Origin of the sequence: Caproicibacterium lactatifermentans, from assembly GCF_013315815.1 — a bacterium.
GTDB classification, from domain to species: Bacteria; Bacillota; Clostridia; order Oscillospirales; family Acutalibacteraceae; genus Caproicibacterium; species Caproicibacterium lactatifermentans.
Map to the genome: position 1 here is coordinate 1,173,503 of NZ_CP046051.1, position 23,777 is coordinate 1,197,279.

General features: G+C 50.2%; 21 protein-coding genes and 3 tRNA genes. 10 read left to right on the forward strand and 14 right to left on the reverse strand.

Annotated elements, in window-relative coordinates; translation table 11 throughout:
• Nucleotides 1–19: 19 nt before the first annotated feature.
• From der to GJQ69_RS05750, 11 genes are all read right to left on the reverse strand, one after another.
• A complete protein-coding gene (gene der, locus GJQ69_RS05695) occupies nt 20–1,345 on the reverse strand; it encodes a ribosome biogenesis GTPase Der (RefSeq protein ID WP_086035654.1) in 1,326 nt (441 codons plus the stop codon).
• Nucleotides 1,346–1,728: 383 nt separating this feature from the next.
• Entirely contained in the window at nt 1,729–1,914 is a 186-nt protein-coding gene (rpmF, locus tag GJQ69_RS05700) for a 50S ribosomal protein L32 (protein WP_086035652.1), read from the reverse strand.
• A gap of 37 nt (nt 1,915–1,951) precedes the next feature.
• On the reverse strand, nt 1,952–2,458 hold the full coding sequence (locus tag GJQ69_RS05705; protein WP_086035651.1) for a YceD family protein: 507 nt from the start codon (nt 2,456–2,458) through the stop codon (nt 1,952–1,954).
• A 135-nt stretch (nt 2,459–2,593) separates the two neighbouring features.
• The gene (locus tag GJQ69_RS05710; protein WP_086035650.1) at nt 2,594–3,010 is read right to left on the reverse strand and encodes a hypothetical protein; all 417 of its coding nucleotides are present in this window, start codon (nt 3,008–3,010) and stop codon (nt 2,594–2,596) included.
• A gap of 37 nt (nt 3,011–3,047) precedes the next feature.
• A complete protein-coding gene (locus GJQ69_RS05715) occupies nt 3,048–4,388 on the reverse strand; it encodes a glucose-6-phosphate isomerase (RefSeq protein WP_086035649.1) in 1,341 nt (446 codons plus the stop codon).
• A 134-nt stretch (nt 4,389–4,522) separates the two neighbouring features.
• Nucleotides 4,523–5,674, reverse strand: a complete 1,152-nt coding sequence (locus tag GJQ69_RS05720) for a D-alanyl-D-alanine carboxypeptidase family protein (protein WP_086036842.1) — start codon at nt 5,672–5,674, stop codon at nt 4,523–4,525.
• A gap of 390 nt (nt 5,675–6,064) precedes the next feature.
• The gene (gene eno / locus GJQ69_RS05725; RefSeq protein ID WP_086035647.1) at nt 6,065–7,342 is read right to left on the reverse strand and encodes a phosphopyruvate hydratase; all 1,278 of its coding nucleotides are present in this window, start codon (nt 7,340–7,342) and stop codon (nt 6,065–6,067) included.
• Nucleotides 7,343–7,550: 208 nt separating this feature from the next.
• Nucleotides 7,551–7,627 (reverse strand) — tRNA-Pro (locus GJQ69_RS05730).
• A 31-nt stretch (nt 7,628–7,658) separates the two neighbouring features.
• A tRNA-Gln gene (locus GJQ69_RS05735) sits at nt 7,659–7,732 on the reverse strand.
• A gap of 109 nt (nt 7,733–7,841) precedes the next feature.
• Nucleotides 7,842–9,464, reverse strand: coding sequence for an NAD(P)/FAD-dependent oxidoreductase (locus tag GJQ69_RS05740; RefSeq protein WP_338031339.1), 1,623 nt, complete (start codon nt 9,462–9,464; stop codon nt 7,842–7,844).
• The gene (locus GJQ69_RS05750) at nt 9,461–10,582 is read right to left on the reverse strand and encodes an aminoacetone oxidase family FAD-binding enzyme (RefSeq protein WP_086035646.1); all 1,122 of its coding nucleotides are present in this window, start codon (nt 10,580–10,582) and stop codon (nt 9,461–9,463) included. Before GJQ69_RS05750 ends, GJQ69_RS05740 begins: the two co-directional genes overlap by 4 nt.
• 257 nt (nt 10,583–10,839) lie before the next feature.
• Here GJQ69_RS05750 and GJQ69_RS05755 point away from each other — a divergent pair, with 257 nt between their 5' ends.
• From GJQ69_RS05755 to GJQ69_RS05770, 4 genes are all read left to right on the forward strand, one after another.
• Nucleotides 10,840–11,904, forward strand: a complete 1,065-nt coding sequence (locus GJQ69_RS05755; protein ID WP_157658923.1) for a glycosyltransferase family 2 protein — start codon at nt 10,840–10,842, stop codon at nt 11,902–11,904.
• Nucleotides 11,905–11,912: 8 nt separating this feature from the next.
• Nucleotides 11,913–13,124: a glycosyltransferase gene (locus GJQ69_RS05760; RefSeq protein WP_174193222.1), complete on the forward strand. Its 1,212-nt coding sequence runs from the start codon at nt 11,913–11,915 to the stop codon at nt 13,122–13,124.
• Between the two features lie 26 nt (nt 13,125–13,150).
• Nucleotides 13,151–14,623 carry a UDP-N-acetylmuramoyl-L-alanyl-D-glutamate--2,6-diaminopimelate ligase gene (locus GJQ69_RS05765; protein WP_086035643.1) on the forward strand — a complete coding sequence of 491 codons (1,473 nt, stop codon included), beginning with the start codon at nt 13,151–13,153 and terminating at the stop codon, nt 14,621–14,623.
• A gap of 100 nt (nt 14,624–14,723) precedes the next feature.
• On the forward strand, nt 14,724–16,091 hold the full coding sequence (locus GJQ69_RS05770) for a UDP-N-acetylmuramoyl-tripeptide--D-alanyl-D-alanine ligase (RefSeq protein WP_086035642.1): 1,368 nt from the start codon (nt 14,724–14,726) through the stop codon (nt 16,089–16,091).
• 75 nt (nt 16,092–16,166) lie between these two features.
• Here the strand turns inward: GJQ69_RS05770 and GJQ69_RS05775 are convergent, their stop codons facing one another.
• From GJQ69_RS05775 to GJQ69_RS05785, 3 genes are all read right to left on the reverse strand, one after another.
• Entirely contained in the window at nt 16,167–17,420 is a 1,254-nt protein-coding gene (locus GJQ69_RS05775) for a glycosyltransferase (RefSeq protein WP_086035641.1), read from the reverse strand.
• 208 nt (nt 17,421–17,628) lie between these two features.
• Nucleotides 17,629–18,174: an NADH peroxidase gene (locus tag GJQ69_RS05780; RefSeq protein WP_174193223.1), complete on the reverse strand. Its 546-nt coding sequence runs from the start codon at nt 18,172–18,174 to the stop codon at nt 17,629–17,631.
• Nucleotides 18,175–18,232: 58 nt separating this feature from the next.
• Entirely contained in the window at nt 18,233–18,646 is a 414-nt protein-coding gene (locus tag GJQ69_RS05785) for a Fur family transcriptional regulator (protein WP_174193225.1), read from the reverse strand.
• Between the two features lie 506 nt (nt 18,647–19,152).
• Between GJQ69_RS05785 and GJQ69_RS05790 the strand changes: the two genes are divergently transcribed.
• The 6 genes from GJQ69_RS05790 to GJQ69_RS05815 all read left to right on the forward strand — a co-directional run bounded on the left by GJQ69_RS05790 (nt 19,153) and on the right by GJQ69_RS05815 (nt 23,681).
• A tRNA-Ala gene (locus GJQ69_RS05790) sits at nt 19,153–19,228 on the forward strand.
• 318 nt (nt 19,229–19,546) lie between these two features.
• Complete coding sequence (locus GJQ69_RS05795) at nt 19,547–20,389, forward strand: LPD28 domain-containing protein (protein WP_086035638.1); 843 nt, start codon at nt 19,547–19,549, stop codon at nt 20,387–20,389.
• 1 nt (nt 20,390) lies between these two features.
• Nucleotides 20,391–21,122 (forward strand): DUF4314 domain-containing protein, encoded by a 732-nt coding sequence (locus tag GJQ69_RS05800; protein WP_174193227.1) that lies wholly within the window; start codon nt 20,391–20,393, stop codon nt 21,120–21,122.
• Nucleotides 21,109–22,338, forward strand: a complete 1,230-nt coding sequence (locus tag GJQ69_RS05805; protein ID WP_338031340.1) for an antirestriction protein ArdA — start codon at nt 21,109–21,111, stop codon at nt 22,336–22,338. The genes GJQ69_RS05800 and GJQ69_RS05805 overlap by 14 nt, the downstream gene beginning before the upstream one ends.
• 195 nt (nt 22,339–22,533) lie before the next feature.
• Nucleotides 22,534–22,740, forward strand: a complete 207-nt coding sequence (locus GJQ69_RS05810) for a hypothetical protein (RefSeq protein ID WP_086035635.1) — start codon at nt 22,534–22,536, stop codon at nt 22,738–22,740.
• Nucleotides 22,737–23,681, forward strand: coding sequence for a DNA adenine methylase (locus tag GJQ69_RS05815; protein WP_174193231.1), 945 nt, complete (start codon nt 22,737–22,739; stop codon nt 23,679–23,681). The genes GJQ69_RS05810 and GJQ69_RS05815 overlap by 4 nt, the downstream gene beginning before the upstream one ends.
• Nucleotides 23,682–23,777: the final 96 nt, after the last annotated feature.

Here is a 23,777-nt window from a genome sequence, read left to right on the forward strand (position 1 = left end):
CTCCCCAGAAAACCAGATTTTAAGAGCGCCGGTCACGTTCCCGAATGATAAAGCGGACCGGAGTTCCTGTAAGGCCAAATGTGTCGCGAATGCGGTTTTCCAAATACCGCTGATAGGAAAAATGAAACAATTCCGCCGAATTGACAAAGCAGACAAAAGTGGGTGGGCAGGTACTGGCCTGCGTCATATAATAAATTTTCAAGCGATGGCCCTTGTCAGTCGGCGGCTGTACACGAGCGGTAGCTTGCGCCAAAACGTCATTCAGCATGCCCGTTGCAATACGCTTTTTGTTCGATTCAGCTGACTGGCAAATTGTCTGGAACAGGTCCTTTAAATGTTGCCCTGTTTTTGCGGACAAAAAGATAATAGGCACATAGCTCATGAATGAAAAATCTCCCTGCAGTTTTGTACGCATGGATTCCATAGTACCTGTTTCTTTTTCAACAGCATCCCATTTGTTGACTGCCACTACACAGCCCTTCCCTGCCTCATGGGCAAGTCCGGCTACCTTTGAATCCTGTTCGGTAAAGCCTGTCAGTGCATCAATCATAATCACGCAGACATCCGCACGCTCTATGGCCATTTGTGCACGCAGCACACTGTAATGTTCAATTTGGTCAGTCACTTTACTTTTCCGGCGCAGGCCTGCTGTATCAATAAAAATAAACTTCCCATAAGAATTATCGACTTCCGTATCAATCGCGTCACGCGTTGTGCCCGCAATATCGGAAACGATGCAGCGATTTTCTCCGGAAATATGATTGATAAGCGATGATTTGCCGACATTTGGTTTGCCAATAACGGCCACACGAATCGCTTCGGTATCTTCTTCTTCCGTTTCTTCCTTTGGAAGATAAGAAACCACATGGTCCAACAGGTCACCGGTTCCATGACCATGCACGGATGAAACAGCAATCGGGTCACCAAGTCCCAGATTATAGAATTCATAAAATTCAACAGGTGGCTCGCCAACTGTGTCACATTTATTGACACACAGAATGACCGGACGGCCGCTTCGGCGCAGCATAGAGGCTACCTCTTGGTCCGCTGCAGTAACACCTGCATGCAGGTCCGTTACCATTAAAATAACATCTGCCGCATCAATCGCCAGCTGTGCCTGCGCACGCATCTGTGAAAGCAGAATATCACTGGTATTTGGCTCAATACCGCCGGTATCGATCACCGTAAACGAATGGCCGCACCATTCACATTTTCCATAAATACGGTCACGCGTAACACCCGGCGTATCATCAACAATAGACAGCCGTTTCCCTACCAGCTTGTTAAACAGCGTTGACTTTCCAACATTTGGGCGGCCAACAACTGCAACAACAGGTTTCGACATTTTTTTCACTCCCAGTTACTACAGGGAATCAGCTTGGACAGGGGCATCTTTTTCCTGCCTGTATCTGTTTCCGTGCGATATCATCTAAAAAAGTTTTTTTATAGCGCAAAGCACAGCTTGTCCTGTGCTCACTTCAGTACAGCAGGGCCGGCCGTGAAACTGGCTAAACGATACATAAGAAGATTATGGCATTTTCTGCGCAGTTCGTCAAGCGGAGATTCCAAAAAAGCACTTGCTTGCAGCCGAAAAAGTAAAATCCTACTATCAATATTCCCCTGACTGTACACAAGCATACAAATAAAGAAAAACAGGAGCTGCCCCACACAGCAAATGCTGTGTTTTACGAGACAACCCCTGGATTTTCCGGAAAACCAGCAGGACAATCAAACGTCCTTTTTGTTGATAACCTGTCTGCCATTGTAATAGCCGCAGTTACCACACACCTGATGTGCAACCTTAAAAGCACCACACTTTGGGCATTTCATCAGAGCAGGAGCGCTAATTTTCCAAACATTGGAACGCCGTTTATTCTGTCTTGCACTGGAAAGTTTGCTTTTTGGTACCGCCATGTTCAGCACCTCCTTATATGACTCTATATGACTCTGGTCATTTTATCAGTTGTTTCAGCACCTCAAGGCGCGGGTCAATCTCTTTGTGGCTACAGCCGCAGGGACCGTCATTCAAATTCTTGCCACAGATAGGGCACAAACCCTTACAGTCTTCCCGGCACAAAAATTTGTTAGGAAGAGCCAAGAGGATGTCTTCCTGCAGCAGATGGTCCAAATCCAGTGAACCGTCCTCCTGCAGAACAACGTACCGGTCATCGTCTGCATCCCGTTCATTGGTAAGCGATGGAACCAGCGTGTGAGAAAACCGATAGGTCAAGCGCTTATTTATCTGGGCTGTACAACGGTCGCACGGGACTGAGAAATCGAAAGATACAGCTGCCTGCAGCTGTGCAAAGCCGCCGTGCATATCTACTGTTCCCTCCACCTGGACAGGAGAAACAAAAGGATATACCGCATCACAGGAAAGCTTTGAAAGGTCAAACGAATACTGAAGAGGAAGCGAAGTTCCGTCTTCCTGTATTTTCTTTTTCAAATTCAAAAGCATAGATAGTACACCTCAATACGCGCTACAATTGATTATTATAGACGCTGTCCCGTTCGATGTCAAGAAAAAAGCAAAAGAAACGCGGAAAAAACATAGAAAATGCTGCCGGTAGGCAGCATTTTCCCTCGGCAGAAGTCAAACTTCTGTAATATACTGACGAACGCCATCCGGAATATCTGCCTTATCCGCAGAGATAAGGCAGGTGATATTTGTGTTTGCCATAGCTGCCAGTGCATTGACCTTTTCTGCAAACGGAATCAGCTGCTGCAGGTCAGGACCCATAATCTTGAGGGTGGAATCGACAAAGATGTCTGTTACATCATAGTTGCCGGCGCAGATGCCGCTGATAAAGCCAAACAATGCTTCCGCACCCTTAATGCCGTATGCCTCAATGTCTATCAGACGAGCTGCATGGTCAACATCATAGGTAAGCTTCAGGCCCTTTTCAATGACCACGACATTGCCCTTGGAGGAAGCAACTGCAGCATTTGCGCCTTCAATCAGCTTTTTGGTTTTTCCTGAGCCTTTTTTGCCTGTAATGAATGTAATCATAAAACTATCCCCTTTATGTTATTTGTGCTAACCTGCTTTACTTGTTTAACCGAGCTTCCAAAGCATCTTTCTGTGCCTCATAACCAGGTTTGCCAAGCAGAGCAAACATATTCTTCTTGTAACTTTCCACACCAGGCTGATTAAACGGGTTAACGCCCATCAGATAACCAGAAATGGCACAGGATTTTTCAAAGAAATATATCAGCCGACCAAGCGAATCTTCTGAAAAGTCTGGTACACGAATAACCAGATTCGGTACATTGCCGTCTGTATGTGCCAGCACAGTACCCTCAAAAGCTTTTTCGTTTACATAGGCCATTGTCTTGCCTTCCAGGAAATTCAAGCCATCAATGTTCTGCGGGTCATTGCCAATCGTGATTTCCTTTTTCGGCTTGTCAAACAAAACGGTCGTTTCAAAGAGGATACGGCGGCCCTGCTGAATGTACTGTCCCATAGAATGCAAGTCTGTAGAAAAGACCACCGAAGCCGGGAACAGTCCTTTGTTGTCCTTGCCTTCACTTTCGCCGTACAGCTGTTTCCACCATTCATTCATCATGGTAAAGCACGGTTCGTAGCTGACCAAGATTTCCACTTCTTTGCCTTTACGGTACAAAAGGTTGCGTGCCGCAGCATACTGATAGCAAGGATTTTCCGCAAGATTCGGATTATTGTAAAGCTTCTGTGCCTTTGCTGCACCTGCCATGAGGGCGCCGATGTCTGCACCGGAAACAGCAATCGGCAATAGGCCTACCGCCGTCAGAACACTGTAGCGTCCGCCGACATTATCCGGCACGACGAAGGTTTCGTATCCTTCCTCATCCGCCAGATGTTTTAAGGTCCCCTTGGATTTATCTGTTGTACAGAAAATGCGCTCGCGTGCACCTTCTTTGCCGTACTTTTTGTTCAGCATATCACGCAGTACACGAAATGCAATGGACGGCTCCGTTGTTGTGCCGGACTTACTAATCATGTTAATAGAAACATTTTTGCCTTCACACAGTTCCACTACTTCGGCAAGCGCCGTGGAGCTGATGCTGTTGCCAACGAAGTAGATATTCGGTGTATCTTTCTTCAGTGCATTATAGTTGTTGGACTTTAGGAATTCGACTGCAGCGCGTGCGCCTAGGTACGAACCACCGATACCAATGACAATAAATACATCTGAATTGTTTTGAATCCGTTTTGCAGCGGCCTGAATGCGGGCGAACTCTTCTTTATCATAATCTGTCGGAAGAGTGACCCAACCGGTAAAATCATTTCCCGCACCTGTACCTGTATGAAGCAGTTCATGCGCCAGTTTGACCTGAGGAGCCAGATTTGTCATTTCCTCTGGTATGGCAAAGCCATCCAGGTATTTTGTTTCCAGCCGAATAGACATAATAGGATTTCCTCCTTAAAAGCTTTATCAGTCTATGTGTTTGTTCATATTTTACAATATCACGTAATAATTTGCAAGTGAAACCGCCAGAATTTATATTCCGTTCACAGCATGACTTTTTTCTTGCTTTTTATTTATACATAAAGCAAATTCAGGAGGAGCAGATGCAGTACACGCTGAAAAGACAGCGGGCAAACCGTCTGTGTGGCCGTAATGGGACGGACACACACGACTTTCCCACCCAATGTATAGGTCACTTCACCAAGCTTCTGTCCCTTTGCAACCGGTGCCCGCACAGACGGCTGAACTGTTACCTTGCTGGAAACTGCCTTTTCTTGGCCTTTTGGTACCAATAATTTTCCAGAAAAATCCGCTTTCACTGGAACCGTGTCTGACATGCCGTTTTCTACAGTAACCGCTGCAAGGTTTTCTTTTGGCTGCTTTAAAGGAACCATAGACCAGCCTGCAAAGCCTTTGTTCAACAGCGCCGCGGCTGTGGAAAAGCGGTCCTTTGTGCTGCCCGCACCGAGAACAACTGCAATCAGAGAAAGGCCGTCCCGCTGCGCGGTTGCAGAAATACAGCTGCCGGCTTTGCTGGTCGTCCCTGTTTTCAGCCCGGTAATTCCTTTATAAGATTTTAGCAGTTTGTTGGTATTGGTCAGCTGTGTTTTTCCGCCGCGCAGGTGGTCTATCCAAACGGTTGTATAGTTAAAGATTTGTTTATGCTGAATCAATGCACGACTCATTAGCGCAACGTCATAGGCACTGGTTACATGCCCATCCTCATCCAAACCGTTGCAGTTTTTAAAGGTGGTATCCTGCATACCCAATGTTTTTGCTTTGGCGTTCATTTGTGCAATAAATACGTCATCACTACCGGCAACGTGTTCCGCCAACGCCACAGCGGCATCGTTTGCACTGGCGATTGCCGTAGCCTTAATCAGGTCATTGACAGACATGGTCTCCCCTTCCTTCAGCCAGATATCCGACCCACCCATAGAGGCAGCGTGCGCACTGGCAGAAACCATATCCGTCAAGTGGATTTTGCCGGTATCCAGTGCTTCCATAACCAGTAGCAGCGTCATTACTTTTGTCACTGACGCACAGGCACGCTTTTCATGCGGTGCTTTTTCGTACAGTACCTGCCCAGTAGATGCTTCCATTAAAACGGCGGCCGGCGCTTTAATGTCTGTTTTTGTTTCATCTGCAGCATACACACGTACTGGTGCTGCCGCTGCAATCATGACCACAGCAAGAACTGCGGCAGTGATTTGTTTAACCTTCATTCCCGACACCTCCAGATTATTCCACATGATATGTATGCAGAAAGAAAAGCTTTTACCCGTCCTTTTTATGGGAATTGCGGACTTTATGGTTTTTGTATGAGCTTTTATATATTCGTACCGTTCTGCATCTGTAAAGTATTTTGCTTTACTTATTTTCACTTTTAGTCTTTCTTGTACTTTACGCGTTCAATTTTGATAAGTATAACGCTTTACGTCTAATATCCCAGCAATTTCAGCATTTTACATGCTTTTTGTAGAAAATCTGTATGGGTTATTTTAAAATTCAGGAAATACTTACTTGTGAAATAAATCTGTAAAATGATCCTCTTTACAAATATTATGTAAATTTCCGCCGTATAATACTTTGGCGGAAAAGATATAAAACAAATTTTAAAAGCAACAAGGTCCAAGATAGACCGCATTGTTTCCCAGCAGTTCCTCTATACGCAGCAGGCGATTATACTTTGCGATACGCTCTGTTCGGCTGGGTGCGCCGGTCTTTATCTGTCCCGCATTGACGGCAACAGCTAAATCAGCAATCGTTGTATCCTCGGTTTCACCGGAACGATGGGAAACAATCGAGGCATAACCGGTACGGTCCGCCAAACGAATGGTTTCCAGTGTTTCAGAAAGTGTCCCTATCTGGTTGCACTTAATTAGAACCGCATTGGCACAGGACTGGTCGATTCCTTTTTGCAGCCGCTGTACATTCGTAACAAACAGGTCATCCCCCACTAGCTGTACCCTGTCCCCCAGCGCCTGCGTCAGCTCTGCCCAGCCGGACCAGTCCTCTTCACCAAGCGGATCTTCAATAGACGCAATCGGAAAACGTTCCACCAAACCCTCCCAATATGCATTCAGCTCTTTTGAGGTATACGCTTTCTGTGATTTAGGCAGCAAATAATTGCCGCCGGACGTATACCATTCACTGGCAGCCGCATCAATCGCAAAAACAAAATCTTTTTTCAGCACATATCCTGCTGCCTCTACCGCATGGGACAAATATTGAAGCGCTTCCTCATCATTTTGCAGATTCGGCGCATAACCGCCCTCGTCCCCCACTGCTGTAGAAAGATGTTCCTTTTTTAAAATGGCAGCCAGTGCATGGAAAACTTCCGCGCACATACGTAGACCCTCATGGAAGGAATGAGCCCCAACCGGCATAATCATAAACTCCTGAATATCCACCGTATTTGCTGCATGAGCACCTCCGTTCAGGATATTCATCATTGGCACCGGCAGGACAACCGCATTGCTGCCGCCCAAAAAACGGAACAACGGTATTCCCAGTGCTGCAGCAGCGGCCTTTGCACAGGCGATTGAAACAGACAGAATCGCATTGGCACCTAGTCTGGATTTATTTTTACTCGCATCCAAAACCAGCATTCTGCGGTCGATAGCTCCTATGTCAGAAACATCCATTCCACAAAGGTTGTCAGCAATGACCGTATTGACGTTTTGAGTGGCCTGCAGGACGCCTTTCCCGCCATAACGGTGTAAATCTTCGTCTCGAAGCTCGACTGCCTCATATGCACCGGTAGAGGCACCGCTGGGCACGGCCGCACTTGCTGTTGTTCCATCGGCAAGCGTTACCTCTGTTTCGACCGTTGGATTGCCCCGTGAATCGAGTATTTCGCGGGCGTGTATTTTTTGAATCTGCAGTTTCATATTGACCATCCTTTTTTTCATTTTGCAAAGCTTAAAATAGTATCCCCGTTTTTATTGATTTTGCAAAAAAATTTGCACCAGAAAAGAAAAAAGCAGTTCCAGACTAATGAACGCCTGAAACTGCGCAAAACAATCTCCACTACAAACGAAAGGCCGCACTGAAAAGCGTAAAAGCAGCTTAACAGTGCGGTCTTTCAACAATCCTATGTGGTCGAGGTGACTGGATTCGAACCAGCGACTTCTACGTCCCGAACGTAGCGCTCTACCAAGCTGAGCCACACCTCGAAAAAGAAAGCCCCAAGCATGGGGCCATGTTTGGTTGCGGAAGAAGGATTCGAACCCTCACAAACAGAGTCAGAGTCTGTCGTGCTACCTTTACACAATTCCGCAATATCCGCTGCTTCTTTAGAAGCACTAAGTGAAGCAACGTGTATTATTATATCAAAAATTTGATAATTGTCAAGCGTTTTTTCTAAAAAGTTGAAATTTTTTCGGGATGTTACCTTTTCCACCCTGCGTTCTGTGATTCCAGCAGGATTGCTTCCGCACAACGAATGCCGTCTACCGCGGCCGACATAATACCGCCAGCATAACCGGCGCCTTCCCCGCAGGGATATAATCCACGTGCGTCCGGTGCAAAAAGGGCACTGCTGCGTACAACACGCACTGGTGATGAAGAACGGCTTTCTACGGCAGTCAGCAACGCGTCCGCGTCGTCAAAGCCATGCAGGCGTCCCGCCAGCTTGCGTATGCCTTGTTCCAGCGGTTCCGTCAAAAAAGGCGGCAGGCATTTGTGCAGGTCCGTATAGGTAACGCCGCGGCTGTAAGTTGGCCGAACGCTCCCACAGCGCTGTGATGGCTTTCTGTCCAAAAAATCGCCCAGCCGCTGAACCGGAGCCAAATAAGCGCCGCCGCCCGTCAAATACGCTGCTGACTCTAACTGCCGTTGAAGTGCAATACCTGCCAAAGGATGTGGGCCGCCAAAATCTGCCGGTGTCAGCCCCGCCAGCAAAGCGGCGTTGGCATTCCTGCCATCCCGTGCAAAGGAGCTCATGCCATTGGTTGCAACACGTTTTTCTTCGCTGGCTGCCGGAACGACTGTACCGCCGGGACACATACAAAACGTATAGATACTGCGCCCGTCCGGGAAATGGACCGCCAGTTTATAGCTGGCAGCACCTAAAGCCGGGTCGCCGGCTGCCTGTCCGTACAAAGCTTGGTCAATTTTCTCCTGCAGATGCTCAATCCGCACACCAACGGCAAAGGGTTTCTGCTGCAGCTGCAAATGACTCTGCAGCAGCATTTCAAAGGTATCTCGGGCACTATGCCCGACCGCTAAAATCAAATGACCGCACGGCATATCGTACCGCGTCCCGTCCTCCTGACAAACCGTAACGCCTTGCAGAATTCCATTGTGTACCTTTATATGGTCCAACTTAGAATGGAAACGCACTTCTCCGCCAAGGGAAAGAATCGTCTGCCGAATGGTGCGGACAACACCAGGCAGGCGGTCCGTTCCAATATGCGGCTTTGCCTCCCACAAGATACAATCCGGCGCGCCGGCCTGTACAAAGGTTTCCAGCACATGGCGAATATGTGGATTTTTAGTACCGGTCGTCAGCTTGCCATCTGAAAAAGTACCGGCACCGCCTTCGCCAAACTGTACATTGGAATTTGTGTTCAGACTTCCCGTTTTCCAAAAGTGCTCCACGTCTCGGCTGCGCTCTTCCACCGGTGCACCCCGCTCCAAAATAATCGGGCGCTGCCCGGCCTGTGCCAGCGTCAGCGCCGCAAACATACCGGCAGGGCCAAAGCCCGCAACAACCGGACGCACCGGTAAAAGATTGCTTTCCGGCAAATGATACTGGTATACAGAGGCCTGCTGAATTTTATGATCACGCTGCAAAACGTTTTTCTTGACCTGTACACCCGGGCGAAGCGTCACTTCCGCTGTACAGATAAAATGAACATCATTTTTCTTTCGGGCGTCCACCGAACGGCGGTAGAGTTTGCAGGACGCAATATCCGAGTCACGAACACGAAGCCGTTTAGCTGCGCGTGCAGTCAACTCCCCCTCTACGTTGTGCAAGCCCAGCGAAATTTCCGAAACATGGTACATCATGACATCTGCGCCTCCTTATAAACCGCCTCTGCCGCACACAGTGCTGTGCTCCATGCCCAGTGCAGGTTAAAGCCGCCGCAGTCACCATCTACATTCAGCAGTTCTCCCGTCAGCCATGCATGGGGCGAACGCAAACTTTGGCAGGAAGCGTCCACTTGAGAAAGCGGCACACCGCCCGCTGTTACCTGTGCCTGCTGAAAATCAGCTGTACGGTCCACAGTAAAGCAGAAATTTTTGCAGAATTCAAACGGACAATTCTGCACCAATGCTTTATGCAAAACGCCCTCTAAGCGGCCGCCAGTCGCTTTGCGCAGTTCCGAACTTGTATAATCGGGTACAAGGTCCAGAGAAATGATATCGCCGTGCCGAGCTTCCCGTGCCAACTCAAAGATACAAATGCCGGACAGACCGCGCTCTGTAAACTGTACCTCGCCCTCTGTCCTGTGCAGCATTTTTCCGCCGCACTTCAGGACCACCGCCGCAGGTGCACGTACGCCCTTCAGGGCGCGCACTTTTTTCGTTTCCTGCACCCAAATCGGTGCCAGGGCTGGTTTGAGCGGCGTTATGCTGTGCCCCAGCTGTTTCACCAATGGATAGCCTGTTTCATCTCCGGTGTGAGCCGTGCCGCCGGTACACAGCATAACGAACTGTGCACACACCGGTACCTTCTCCTGGGAATACAGGACATACCCGTTTGGCGTGCGGCGAACAGTACGCACTGCAAAATTGCAGCGCTCTTCCGCACCGAGGTCCTTTAGCCGTGCCCGCAGAATATTCAATACCGTAGAGGCCTGCAGGCTGTACGGATAAACACGGCCCTGTGTCTGCTCACGGCAAAGCAGCCCTATATGCTGAAAATAAGCCAGTATTCTTTTGGGCGGAAATGCCTGCAGAATTTGCTCGGCACGTTCGGTATCCCCATGATAACGCGCAATATTCACACCCATATTGGTAAGATTACAGCGCCCATTTCCGGTCATCAGCAGTTTTTTTCCCACCCGTGCGGCGGCTTCCAGCACAACCACATTGGCGCCGCCCAGCAATTCTGCCGCGCGGACCGCTCCCAACAAACCGGATGCACCGCCGCCTACAACGGCCAGCGTATATCTTTTTGGCAAGAAAAGCCCTCCCTTTTTGTCTTATTGTAAACACTCCACGCGAAAAAAGCAACGCCGGCATGACATTTCCTGTTTCATTTTTATATAGGCAACGCATTGCATGCTTTCCCTTCAAATCCCGCGGCAGCAACTTTTCATTGTATTAGCGGCAGCAGAATGCTATAATAAAAATGAATGCATTATCCTTTTTCTCGTGCAGACAGCCTGTATTTTTGCCGGAAGTAAGGTATACAAATAAAATAAAGGAGCCTGCTGATTTGAAACTGTCTATTATTGTTCCCGTGTATAATACCCAGCAGTATTTAAAGAACTGTGTGGAAAGCATTCTTTCACAGCCTTTCAAAGACTATGAACTGCTGCTGGTCAATGACGCTTCTTCCGACCATTCCCTGGAAGCTGCACACGCTTTGGAACGTCAGGATTCGCGTATCACGGTGTACGACAAACCTCATGGTGGATTGGGGGACACCCGCAACTTTGGTGCACAGCGTGCACAGGGCGAGTACCTCCTTTTTATTGATTCAGACGACTGGATTGGTGAGGATACTCTCTTTAAAGTAATGGAGCCAACGCTGAAAGCGCAGGCAGACCTAACCGTTTTTAACTTTATACGGGAAAACGAAACAGACAGCATCAGTCGGCTATGCACTCTGCCGATTCATACACCAACCGATGATGCTGCAATCAACGAAATTGTCCTAAAAGAACAAATCGGTCCGGATGCCGGCAGCACCCCGTGGCGCAGTGTGGATATGCTGGGCTGCGCGTGGCGCCGCCTGTACCGCCGAGAATGGTTCCTGCAGCATCATTTGTCTTATCCAGACGAACAAAAAGTCATGCTGGAGGACCGGCCGGTCAGCATTATGGCCCACTTCTACTCGAAGAAAACTCTGTTTTTAGATGTTCCGCTTTACCACTACCGCTACAATCCGGATTCATTGAGCACCCGCTACCGGCCGGAAAAAATGCAGAAGCTTTCCTGTTGTTTCCAGCTGGTGGAATCCTTTCTAAAGGATAAAAACATCAACGGAAAGCTGCGGGACCGCCACATGGCGTGGTATCTGCGGAATGCAGCGCACAGTGCCCTCGTCAATGTTTTCAGCACCGGAAATAAACGGGATAAACGTGGAAAAAAGGCAGAAATTCAGAACATTCTGACAGACCCGCTGCTGAAACGTGCAGCAAAAAGCAGGTATCTGTGCAAAGGAACGGCTGCTGACCGTGTTATCTATCGCGTGATTAGTTCCGGCTCTGTTGGGCTGGTTTACACATTCTACCGCTGGTATGCAGACAAACTGCGCCAGCATACAGAAAAGCAATAGGAGAAATTATGCCGAAGAAGAAAATCCTTTTTATCAATTACTCCCTGCACAGTGGCGGGATTGAAAAAAGTCTGGTCACCCTGCTGACGCTGTTCGACTATAATCAGTATGATGTGGACCTGCAGCTGTTTGCCAATGATGGTCTGTTCCTGCCGCGGGTCCCCAAACAAGTTCATTTGCTACCGCCGCTTTTTCCAAAAGAATATCGTCTGAATATCCGGCAGGCGCTGCCGGCTCTGCTAAAAAACGGCCATCCGCTGACTGCCCTTTGCCGGGCGGGTGTCACATGTGCCGGCCTGCACGGCACCATGGGAGAACGGCTGGTGAAAATGTGGCGCTGCGAACGATGCTTTGTCCGTAAAAATCCTGTACAGTATGATGCAGCTGTTGCCTATATGGAAGGCCAGCCTATCTATTATTGTATCGATGATGTGCATGCGAGACGCAAAATTGGCTTTGTGCATGGCGATTATACCGCAATGGGCCTGGACCGTGCATTTGACACCCCCTATTTTGCAAAGCTGGATGCTGTCTGTACCGTTTCGGAGTCATGCAAAACAGCCTTGCAGACGAACTTTCCGCAGGACGCGCAGAAATGTCATGTGCAGTATAATTTACTTTCCTCTTCCCTGCTACGCCAAATGGCGGAGGAACCGGCAGCTTTTCCGGATAGCGGGTACACTGGCCTGCGTGTTTTGTCAATTGCGCGCCTTTCCCAACAGAAGGGGCTGGACCTTGCACTTCCGGCGGTTGCGGCCCTGCGCCGGAAAGGACTCGATTTTCGTTGGTATATTATTGGGGTTGGCCCGGAAAAAGAGTCTCTTCTCGCGCAGATACAAAAGCTTGGCCTTCAGAAAGACGTCGTCTTTCTGGGGGAACAGGCAAACCCCTACCCCTTCGTTCGGGCATGCGATATTTATATGCAGCCCTCCCGCTTTGAGGGGAAAAGCATTGCCGTTGATGAGGCCATGGCACTTTCCCGGCCAATTCTGCTGACGGATTTTTCCACCGCAAAAGACCAAATTGCGGACGGAAAGACTGGATTGATTGTACCTATGTCGCCGGAAGGAATTTCTAATGGGCTGGAACGCCTTTTGACGAACGCTTCTCTGCGGCAATCCTTTTCCGCGGAACTTGCCGCACATGACTATTCCAATATGGAGGAAATCAGAAAGTTCTATGCCATTCTCAATGGTTCCCGTACCGCAGAACCAAACTGAAATGAAACATAATGAGGTGTACAGAAATGACAATCAAAGAACTGCTGGAAGATATGCCATGTAAAGTGACTGGACCGGTCGATACACCGGTAACCGGCATTGTTTATGACTCCCGCATGGTGAAGCCGGGCTGTGTGTTTGTCTGTCTGGTGGGCAGTAAGACGGACAGTCACGTTTATGCTGCACAGGCAGCGGAGGGCGGCGCGGCCGCCGTTGTAACACAGCATGATATTGCACCGGTTTCCTGCACGGAAATTCGTGTGGAAGATACGCGTAAGGCACTGGCACTGCTTTCGGCAGCATGGTTCGGTCATCCCGCGGAAAAGCTGAAGGTTATTGGTGTCACGGGCACCAAAGGGAAAACAACTTCTACCTATATGATTCATTCCATTTTGGAAGCCGCAGGCATTACGACCGGCATTATCGGAACGATTGGTACAGTCATCGGCAGCCAGCTGATTAAAACCAATAACACAACGCCGGAATCATACGACATACAGAAATTTATGCGCATGATGGTAGACGCTGGCTGCCGTGCCTGTGTGCTGGAAGCCAGTTCGATAGGCTTGCGTGACCACCGTGTGGACGGTTTCACCTTTGATATTGGGCTGTTTACCAACTTTAGCGAGGACCATATCGGCGGGCTGGAGCACAAGGACATGGCGGAATATATGGCCTGCAAAGCAATGCTGTTCCAGAAATGCCGTCTAGGTGTCATCAATATCGATGACGAAAACTGGAAAGGCATTACCGCAGGACATACCTGTGAACTGACAAGCTATGGCTTTGGTTCGGAAGCCAAGCTGCATGCTGAAAGTCCGGAACTGGTGTCACAGCCCGGTTACCTCGGCATTGCCTTTGACCTGTGCGGCAGTATGCAGGGGCGTGTACGCATTGATATTTCCGGTAAATTTAACGTTTATAACGCACTCGGTGCTGTAGCTGTCTGTCAGCAGTTCGGTGTTGCACTGGACAACGTGCGCAAAGGGCTGGACACTGTGAAGGTAAAGGGACGCGTGGAGCCGGTGGAAGTTCCCGGCGGCTACACCCTGCTGATTGACTACGCACATAACGCCGTCAGCATGGAAAACATTCTGACAACACTGCGGGAATATCACCCGAATCGCCTTATCTGTATGTTTGGTGCCGGCGGCAACCGCCCGAAACTCCGCCGCTACGAAATGGGTGAAGTCAGCGGTAAGTTGGCCGACCTCTCCGTGATTACCGCGGACAATTCCCGGTATGAAGATGTGATGGATATTCTGGCCGATATTGAAGTGGGCCTGAAAAAGACAACCGGCAAGTATATTGTCGTTCCGGACCGCAAACAGGCTATCAAGTACTGCATAGACAACGCCCAGAAAGGCGACGTTGTTGTCCTGGCGGGCAAGGGTCACGAAGATTACCAGGAAATCAAGGGAGTTAAATATCCCTTTGATGAACGGGATGTAATTCATGATATTCTGCAGGAGGAAGGAAAACTTCCGGCAGAATACTAAAAAGCATAAACATGGTGCAGCGTTTTGGGCTGCGCCATTTTGCTGTTAAAACATTTTTGAAATTCCTGCTTTTGCGGGAAAAAGATAAGGATTTTGCAATATGAAAATAACAGTCAGAGAAGCAGCAGAAATGAGCAGCGGACGGCTGCTCTGCGGAAATGCGGACAGTTGGATTACTTCCATTGTAACCGACAGCCGGGAGGCGTGCCCCGGTTCCTTGTTTGTGCCCATTCGGGGCGAAAAAACAGATGCACATATTTATATTCCAGCTGTTTTTGCCGCGGGTGCAGCGGCGTCCTTTACGCAGGAAGAAACAGCTGTTCCGCCGGACAGCAGCGCACTCATAGCTGTGCCGGATACAACAGCTGCCCTACAGCGTTTGGCGGCCGCCTACCGCCGCCGGTATACCGGCCCAGTTGTCGGCATAACCGGCAGTGTCGGCAAAACGACGACTAAGGAAATGGTGGCCCTGGCGCTTTCCGCCCGCTATCACGTAATGAAAACACAGGGAAACCAGAACAGCCAAGTTGGTGTGCCGCTAACCATGTTCCAGCTGAACGCAGACACGGAAACAGCAGTTGTGGAAATGGGAATGAGTCAGTTCGGTGAAATGGCCCGCCTTGCCAGGATTGCGGCACCGCAGTTTGCGGTTATGACGAACATCGGTATCTCTCATATAGAAAATCTGCATACACAGGAAAACATCATGCGGGAAAAGCTGCACATCACGGACGGCTTTACACCGCAGTCCGTACTGGTACTGAACGGTGATGATAAAATGCTCGCTACCCTGCGCGGGAAGCTGCCGTTCCATACAGAATTTGTGGGTACATCACCGTGGTGCAGCTATCGGGCCGTGCAGGTAGAAAGCCAGAACGGCTGTATGCACTTTTCCATGCAGCACGATGGGAAAAGCCTGCCGGTTACCATTCCAGTACTCGGTATGCATCAGGTGACCAATGCGCTTGCTGCATTGGCAATAGCCGACATTCTGCACGTTTCTCTGCCGGATGCAGCGGCTGAACTTGCCAAGTATCAGCCGCTGGCCATGCGCCAGCAAATACATGAGGCAGGCGGCATGACCGTCATTGATGACTCCTACAACGCCAGTCCGGACGCTATGCGCGGTGCTCTGGATGTTCTGTGCAGTTTTCCACACCGGCGTGTCGCTGTACTGGCGGATATGCTGGAGCTTGGGGACGCTTCCTGCCGTGCCCATCAGGACTGTGGGAGACACGCGGCACAGGCCGGCGTGGACGTACTGGTTACAATCGGCAAAGAAGCCGCGGCAATTGCAGAAGGCGCACATGAGGTTAATTCCAGCCTTCCCTGCACTGTTTGCAGCAGCAATCAAGAAGCAGGGGCTTATTTGCGCAAATTGCTGAAGCCAGGCGATACCATTCTGGTAAAGGGTTCCCGCGGCATGCACGTAGATGAAATCGTTTCAGGCATTCTTGCTTTCGCCTGACTGCGTAAAAATAAAGAAGTGACTGTACGGCCCCTAAAAACAGGGCGTACAGTCACTTTTTTATTCCCGATTTTATTAAAAAGGCAAAATATTTTCCGCAAATGCCGCAAAATTTTTATCTGCCTGAAAAGATTGTTCCCAAACTGCGCGGCAGGCTTTGCGCTGAGCAGCCATTTTTTCGGCAGACTGAGAAGCCGCATCCCGAATTGCCTTTGCCAATGCTTCCGGTGTTAAATCAGCGGGCAGCAGCTGCCCGGTCTCCCCTGTGCGTATCAACTCACTGGTGCCGCCTACATCTGTTGCTATGGATGGAATGCCAAAAGAGGAAGCCTCCATAATCGAAACCGGCAAGCCTTCACTGCTGCTGGTATTGACAAACAAGCTGACCGGGGTGGACTGATAAAAAGACATCAACTGCTGGTTTGGAAGTGCACCGCGCAGGTCCGTTTCCATAAAAGCAAGGTGTTCCTTTGCGAAGTTGCGCAATTCTTTCAGTGTATCGCCGTCACCAATATGCGTCCACTTTAGTTTCAGTCCGCTTCCCTGTAGCAAAGAAAGTGCCTGTGCCAACAATTCCACACGTTTTACCGGAGAAATGTGGCAGCAGCTAACAATGTGGAAACAGTCTTCCCGTGGCACTGGACCTAATCCATAGTCACGTGTACCCAAATATGCGGTGTGCACCTTTCCCTTTCCCGCAGGCCAGTGCTGTAGAATATAGCGGGTTCCATTTTCGCTGCAGGGATAAACCGCATCCAAATTTTTCAACAGATAAGGACGCAGCGGCAGAAAACCACTGGGCTGCCGTTCCTGATAAAGGTCATATCCGTGTGCCCGGCACACCGCTTTGCTTGTTTGTGCAGGGCAGTATTTTTTCAGCTGATTGGCAACAACCGCGACATCATAAAACCAATACGCATAAAATGTGATACCATCATACGCTTTCATGCGGTGCGCCAGCAGAATGCGGCGGCAGATACTAAACAGCACTTCACTCTTTGCAATAAAGTAATAAAAAAATGCCCACGATTTCAGTTTTGCATGTGCCTGCTTTAGTTCGTCCCGCTCTATAAATCCATGCATACTGGGAGAAAACAGCAGACGGGCCGCCGCGCCCGGCAGATACCGCTTTACTTGACTGGCCGGGATATGGTAAACCGTTACATTCTGCGGCACCTGCCGCGTCTGTACAGCGTTGTCTGCTGTACTGGTTGCAATCAAAAAAACATGCTCAAACTTTTCTGCCAGAACCGGCAGCTCATTTTCTATAAATTCTTCTCCTTTATCAAATGGAAAAGTCTTTGTCAGCATGACTAAGCAGTCCCTCATCTGTTGTCCTCCTGTACGCACAAACGCAGTTCGTCGTGCATTTTTGTTTCAAATTCATACAACAGAATAGCATATTTTTCATAGATATACAAGCCTGCACGCTTTTAGGCGACGTCAAATTGGTACTTTTGTGGCTGCACACAAAAAGCAGCTCCAGCTGTTTTGCGGCTGGAGCTGCTTTTATGAAGATTTACAGAAAGGGCGTTTTTTATTCCCCAAAATAACGTTTCAGAAGTCCCTTAAAGCCACAACCGTGACGGGCTTCATCCTTCGCCATTTCGTGAACGGTGTCATGGATAGCATCGTAGTTCAGTGCCTTTGCTTTCTTGGCAAGCGCCAGCTTTCCGGCGCAGGCACCGGCCTCTGCCTCTACACGCATTTCCAGATTCTTCTTGGTGCTCTTTGTGACTACCTCACCAAGTAGCTCCGCAAACTTGGAAGCATGCTCTGCTTCTTCAAAAGCGTAGCGTTTATAGGCTTCTGCAATTTCCGGATAACCTTCGCGCTCTGCCTGACGGCTCATTGCAAGGTACATGCCAACTTCACTGCACTCGCCGTTAAAGTTGTCCTTGAGGCCCTGATAGACTTCCGGGTCGCAGCCCTGTGCGACACCCACTTCGTGCTCACAGGCAAAGCCAGCTGCAGCAACCTGCTCTTTAAACTTGCTCTTCGGTGCACCACACTGTGGGCACTTCTCCGGCGGCTGGTCACCTTCATAAACATAACCACATACAGAACAAACCCATTTTTTCATAGCAATACCTCCAATAATAAAAATAAATTTAGACTATTTGGTAAGGAATACAGGGCTTTTATGCGCCCTGATTGGTCTTGCATTCAGCAGCACAGGCGGCACACAGTCCCCGAAAAACAATTTGGTGACTTTCCACCTTGGCTCCCAGCATACGGGAAACCTTTGCGCTGTCTTCCGGTCCTAGAAACTCCATATTGATGTCCAAAACAGCGCCGCAGTGTGTACATACAAAGTGCGAATGGGGAGAAACATCTGCATCGTACCGTTCCTGTCCATTGACAACGCCAACTGTAATAATGGTTCCGTTCTTTTTAAAACGGCCAAGATTGCGGTAAATAGTTCCGAGGCTAAGGTCCGGGAAAGACGGTTTCAGTTGTTCATATACCCACTCCGCTGTCGGGTGTGTTTTGGTCGCCTTTAGTGTTTCTAGAATTGCTTCTCTTTTACGGCTGAAATTCTGCTTTTTTTCCATGTGACAATACTCCATCAAATACATATTTTCTGTTAGATATTGTATCATGCAGAACATAGAGTGTAAAGGAGCGGCAGATGAAAACGATAATAATAATTATTCTCGTTCCATGGCTATAGAATAGCACATCCCATGGTATTTGTAAAGCCCTTTTTTGAAAAAAAATAAAATATTTTTTCAATAAGACCAAACATCAGAAAATGCCCGCTCTATACATTTTTTCATTTTGCTCCTGCATCAGTTTGTGGGAAGAGCCTTGTATTTATTATGCACTGTTCTTTTTCAAAAAACGGCTTTCAAATTTTAAAAAATTTGAAAAAACAGCTTGTATTTTCTATATATATGTGTTATTATGTATAAGCTGTTTCAAGAAAGTACAGCTATGATATGGGGTATTAGCTCAGCTGGGAGCGCAGGGCATCCGGTAAGCAACACCTCAGAGTCAGGAACAAGCGAAAAATCGAATAGCCCGGAAAGCCGCATCAGTAAAGGGCTTTCCAATATTTGGGGGTATAGCTCAGCTGGGAGAGCGCCTGCATGGCATGCAGGAGGTCAGCGGTTCGATCCCGCTTATCTCCACCAAAAACAATAAGCCACAAGGCCAAAACCTTGTGGCTTGCGTTTTATCTTACAGCGACTGGGCACTTGATAAATATCAGGGGAATGCGGAGATCAGTCATCGCATGATGGGTACTCCCTGATATCCTCATTTTCATAGAGCAATCCCATTACCAAAAGCGAGGAAAGAGCTATGTTTTCCAATTGGAGGACATAGCTCTTTTTTTATATCCAAACGCGAAAATCCTAATAATCGCGGGCGTTATAAAAATGGAGTAGCTATTCCGTTCTCTTCGTGGTATCTTGTGTGCTTGACAAATCAAAAAAAGGAGATGAATATTGGTGAGCGTAAACGCCAGAGAAGAAGAATATGAGCATGTGGAGCTGTTCGGCCGGCCCGCGCTTTTTACGAATTCCCGCATTGACCGCGGCACCGTGCCGGAAGGCTTTCACTGCTATGACCTGCACGGCTCGGACCGTGACCCCGGAAAACCGACGACGGTGGAAAATCGGGTGGCCGTCCATCACGCCGGTACGGTGCTGACAGCCGAGCCAATCACCATTCCCAGGGAGGGCTTTCGCCGATTGCGCGGCGGCCTCAACTTTCTCGGTGAATGTCTGACGCTCCCGGAATTCTGTGAAAAGCAAAATCTCAGGCTCCCACCCGACGACCGGAAGTTTATTCTGCGGCCTGCCTCTCCCAGTGAGGCGGGCTTTTTTTTCGCCCTGCCGAAAGGACGGGACGCGGAGCTTGGAACCATTGGCCATATGCGGATCGATTTCGGCGGTGAAGGAAAGGAGTTCTGGCACACATGGTGGCCGAGGGGCGACGAGGAATTGAACAGCCCCGAATTCAAAGCGGAGATGAAAGAGCTGGTGAATGAACTGAAGGAAACCGGTCCGCTGAAAAGTCTCAGCACCATGTCCGGCTACTGCGGCGGGCATGGCGGCCAGATCGAGGGCGGCGGGCGGCAGAACTATGGCTACATCGTGGAAACGGAGCATTACCGCTACTGCCTGCGGTGCAATCCCGGTCCCGGAGATTATCAGGCGTACCTGACAGCTTTCGATCTGCGGGTACAGAGGGTGAATATGAAACAGAAAACGCCCGCGCAGGATTGCGGCCTTGAAGATAGAATCGGGGATCAGACGCCCGAACAGGGCATCACGATGGGAGGCTTATGAGATGAGACAGCATCCGAAATGGCTGGAGTTTTTACGCGAGCAGTACCCGCCGGGCACACGTATCCGGCTCGCACAGATGAACGATCCCTATTCCCCCGTGCCGCCCGGCACCGAGGGGACGCTCGAGTACATCGACGACGCGGGCCAGTTCCAGATAAATTGGGACAACGGCCGCACCCTCGCGCTCATCCCCAGTGAAGATCACTTTTCCGTCATTCCGCGGCCGCTCCAGACTCTCAAGCTCTACATGCCGCTCACCGTCACCACCTATGAGCGCGACGAATACGGCGACATGGACAACGATCCCGTCGAGCTTGACAGCCGGACGGTCCTTCCCTATGAGGATCATATCCTCGCCGCCATTCTGAAGGAGCGCGCGCCGGAGGAAGCGGAGCGCGGCCTCATGAAATACTATGGCGCGGACGACGCTGTAAACGACAAGGTGAGGTCTTATGTTTTCACGGTGGAACGTGTCCAGGGCCAATTGATGGGAGTCGCTGAGTGCCGCATCAAGAGCGAACTGACAGCTGAGGAACTGGAACGGCTAAAGGGGAACATCTCCGGCCAGGCGTCCGATGGGTTTGGGGAAGGATTTGAGCAGCGGCCGATCAAGACCCCGGACGGTGAGATTTACGTCAGCCTGTGGAGCAGCGAGAAAGGCTGGAACATCATGACGCAGGATGAGCTGGAGCAGAGCCAGCAGATGGGAGGCATGCGGCTTGATCAACAATAAAAGAATCATGGAGCTGGAGATCAGCCGTCCCGGTACGTTCGGCTCGAATACTTCGTCGACAATTGCGTTGCCCGCCACCCCCTATGAGCTGTTGGATGCACTGGACAGGGCGCGCGTGACCGACGAACGGGTTATCTACTCCACGGAAATCCTGCGCTGCGAGCTGGACTACCTGCCCCAATTTCTCAGCCCCAGCTCCAACCTGTATGAAATGAACCATCTCTCCCAGCGGCTGGCCTCACTCAGCGATTGGGAGCTGGACTGCTTCGAGGGGATGGTGATGATGGATGCTATCCAGAACAGCTATGCTTTGATCCCTGTGGAGCGGCTGATCAACATGACCGCCAGTATGGAGCACTGTCAGATCGCCTACGAAGCACACAACGACGAATCCCTCGGCAAATTTTATGCGGAAAACGGCTTCGTGCCGCAACTGGACAGCCTGCCGGACAATATCTACGCATGGCTGGACTTCGGCAAGATCGGAAAAGAGATGCGCGAGGGCGAAGGCGGCGTCTTTACCCCGCACGGCTATGTGGTGCAGAACGGTATGATCGCGCGGCTGTATCAGAGCGGAGAGGCCGTCCCCGCCGAGAAGCCGGACTACACGGTGCTCCTGCGCGTGACCAAAGGGCATTTCAACGATCCCGAATCTGACAACGGTCTCTCCGCACTTCTGAAGCTGCCCGCCGGCGATCAGGAGCTTTTTCAAGCGGTGAAGGAGGTGGACGCGATATCGCCGGAGGACTGCTCGTTTGTCGCCGTGGACTGCGCCATTCCGCAATTGACGGAGAAAATCACAGATGAGCTGGAAGCAACAAATGGCGATTGCTACGGTCTGGTCAATGAGCTGGCAGGACAGCTACGGCATCTTGACCGCGAGGGCGGCGTCCCCATTTGCAAGGCGATGCTGATGTCGGCGCCCGAGGACATCTCTCTGGAGGAAGTGCTCGACCTCGCGTATCAGACTGACGAATTCAGGCTTCTGCGGGAAACCGCGACCCCTGCGGATTACGCGAAAGCGGAGCTTGCGAAATGTACGATCCCGCTGAAAGAAGAACTGTTTGCCAGCGATGCTGCCCTTTGTTACTACGGTGAAAAGCTCATGGAGCACGACAAGGCTTCCTCTACCGAATACGGCATTCTCGTCGCACGGGGCGGTCAGACGGTGGAACAGTGCCTGAACCGACCCGAACCGCAAATGGAAATGAGGTAAATGAATCATACTTTTATCCAGAGATGTGCAACCGTAAACAGAATAAACTTTGCGTCGCCTTTTGATTTTAACGAAGATCAAAAGGCACTTTTTTGTTTCAGGAGGAAAAGTGTTGGCAGGACAATCGAATACGGTTAACAAACGGCGCCGCCTTTGCAAAAAGGCAGCGCCGTTTCCGTTATAAGGAGATGAACCATGGATCAGAAAACAAAAGAAAATCCCGGAACAGGATCGGCGGGCCCTCCGAAGCCGGTAACCCTCCCGCTTCCCAAAGAGCTGTCCCGCTGCAAAGGCTGCCCGTACCCCGGAATCGGCTTCATCTGCTGGAACACGGACGGGACCTGCATACGCACGGATGAGGAAGAAATGAACCGCCGCGATGGAAGAAGGCGGCGCAAGTGAACAGCATCATCAGCTGGATCGGCGGGAAGAAAGCCCTGCGCGACCAGATCTACCAGCGGATGCCGATTCAGATAGGACGATATGTCGAGGTGTTCGGCGGGGGCGGCTGGGTGTTGTTCGGACGAAGGCCCGACTCCGCTATGGAGGTGTATAACGACTTCAATGCCGATCTTGTCAACCTTTTTCGCTGCGTCCGCGACCGCCCGTTCGCGCTTCTGAAGGAACTGAACTTTCTGCCCCTTAACGGGCGGGACGAATTCGGCGTCCTCAAAAGGTACCTCGAAAAAGAGGAATTCACCAGCCCTTACCTGAAAGAGGAACTGGAGATTGCCGAGCGTTACCTGGCTCCTCCGGAGTATGAGGAAATCAAGCCGATCCTGCTCGAAAACGCAACGATGAATGACGTCAAGCGGGCCGCGGCCTTTTACAAACTCGTCCGCCTGAGCTACGGTAGCGGCTGCACCAGCTACGGCTGCCAGCCCTTCGATATCCGCAAGACCTTCCATTTGTTGTGGGAAGGCAGCCGGAGGCTCCGCGACACGGTTATAGAGAACAAAGACTTTGATGCCCTCATCCGGCAGTACGAGCGGGATGACGCCTTCTATTATTGCGACCCGCCGTATTACCAGACGGAAGGTCATTACGCCGTGGCGTTTGGCCTCGAGGACCATTACCGTCTGCGGGACACGCTCGCTTCCTGCAAGGGGAAATGGCTGGTGAGCTATAACGACTGCGCATTCATCCGTGAGCTCTACCATGACTTTCAGATCGAGGCGGTCAGCCGCCTGAGCAACCTTGCCCAGCGGTATGACGGCGGCTGCGAATACGCCGAAGTCCTTATCGCCAACTATGACACCAGTGAAAGACTGCGCGAACTGCCGGTGCAGATGAACCTCTTCGGTTCGTCCGACGCCGGCCTTTTTTGCTATGCAAAAGCATAGCAAAAAAATAAATTCAACCGCGCCACATGCGCGAAAACTTCATGCGCTCCCGCCTTGTTTGCATCCATCGTGGCGCGCGATAATCCGCACATGAAG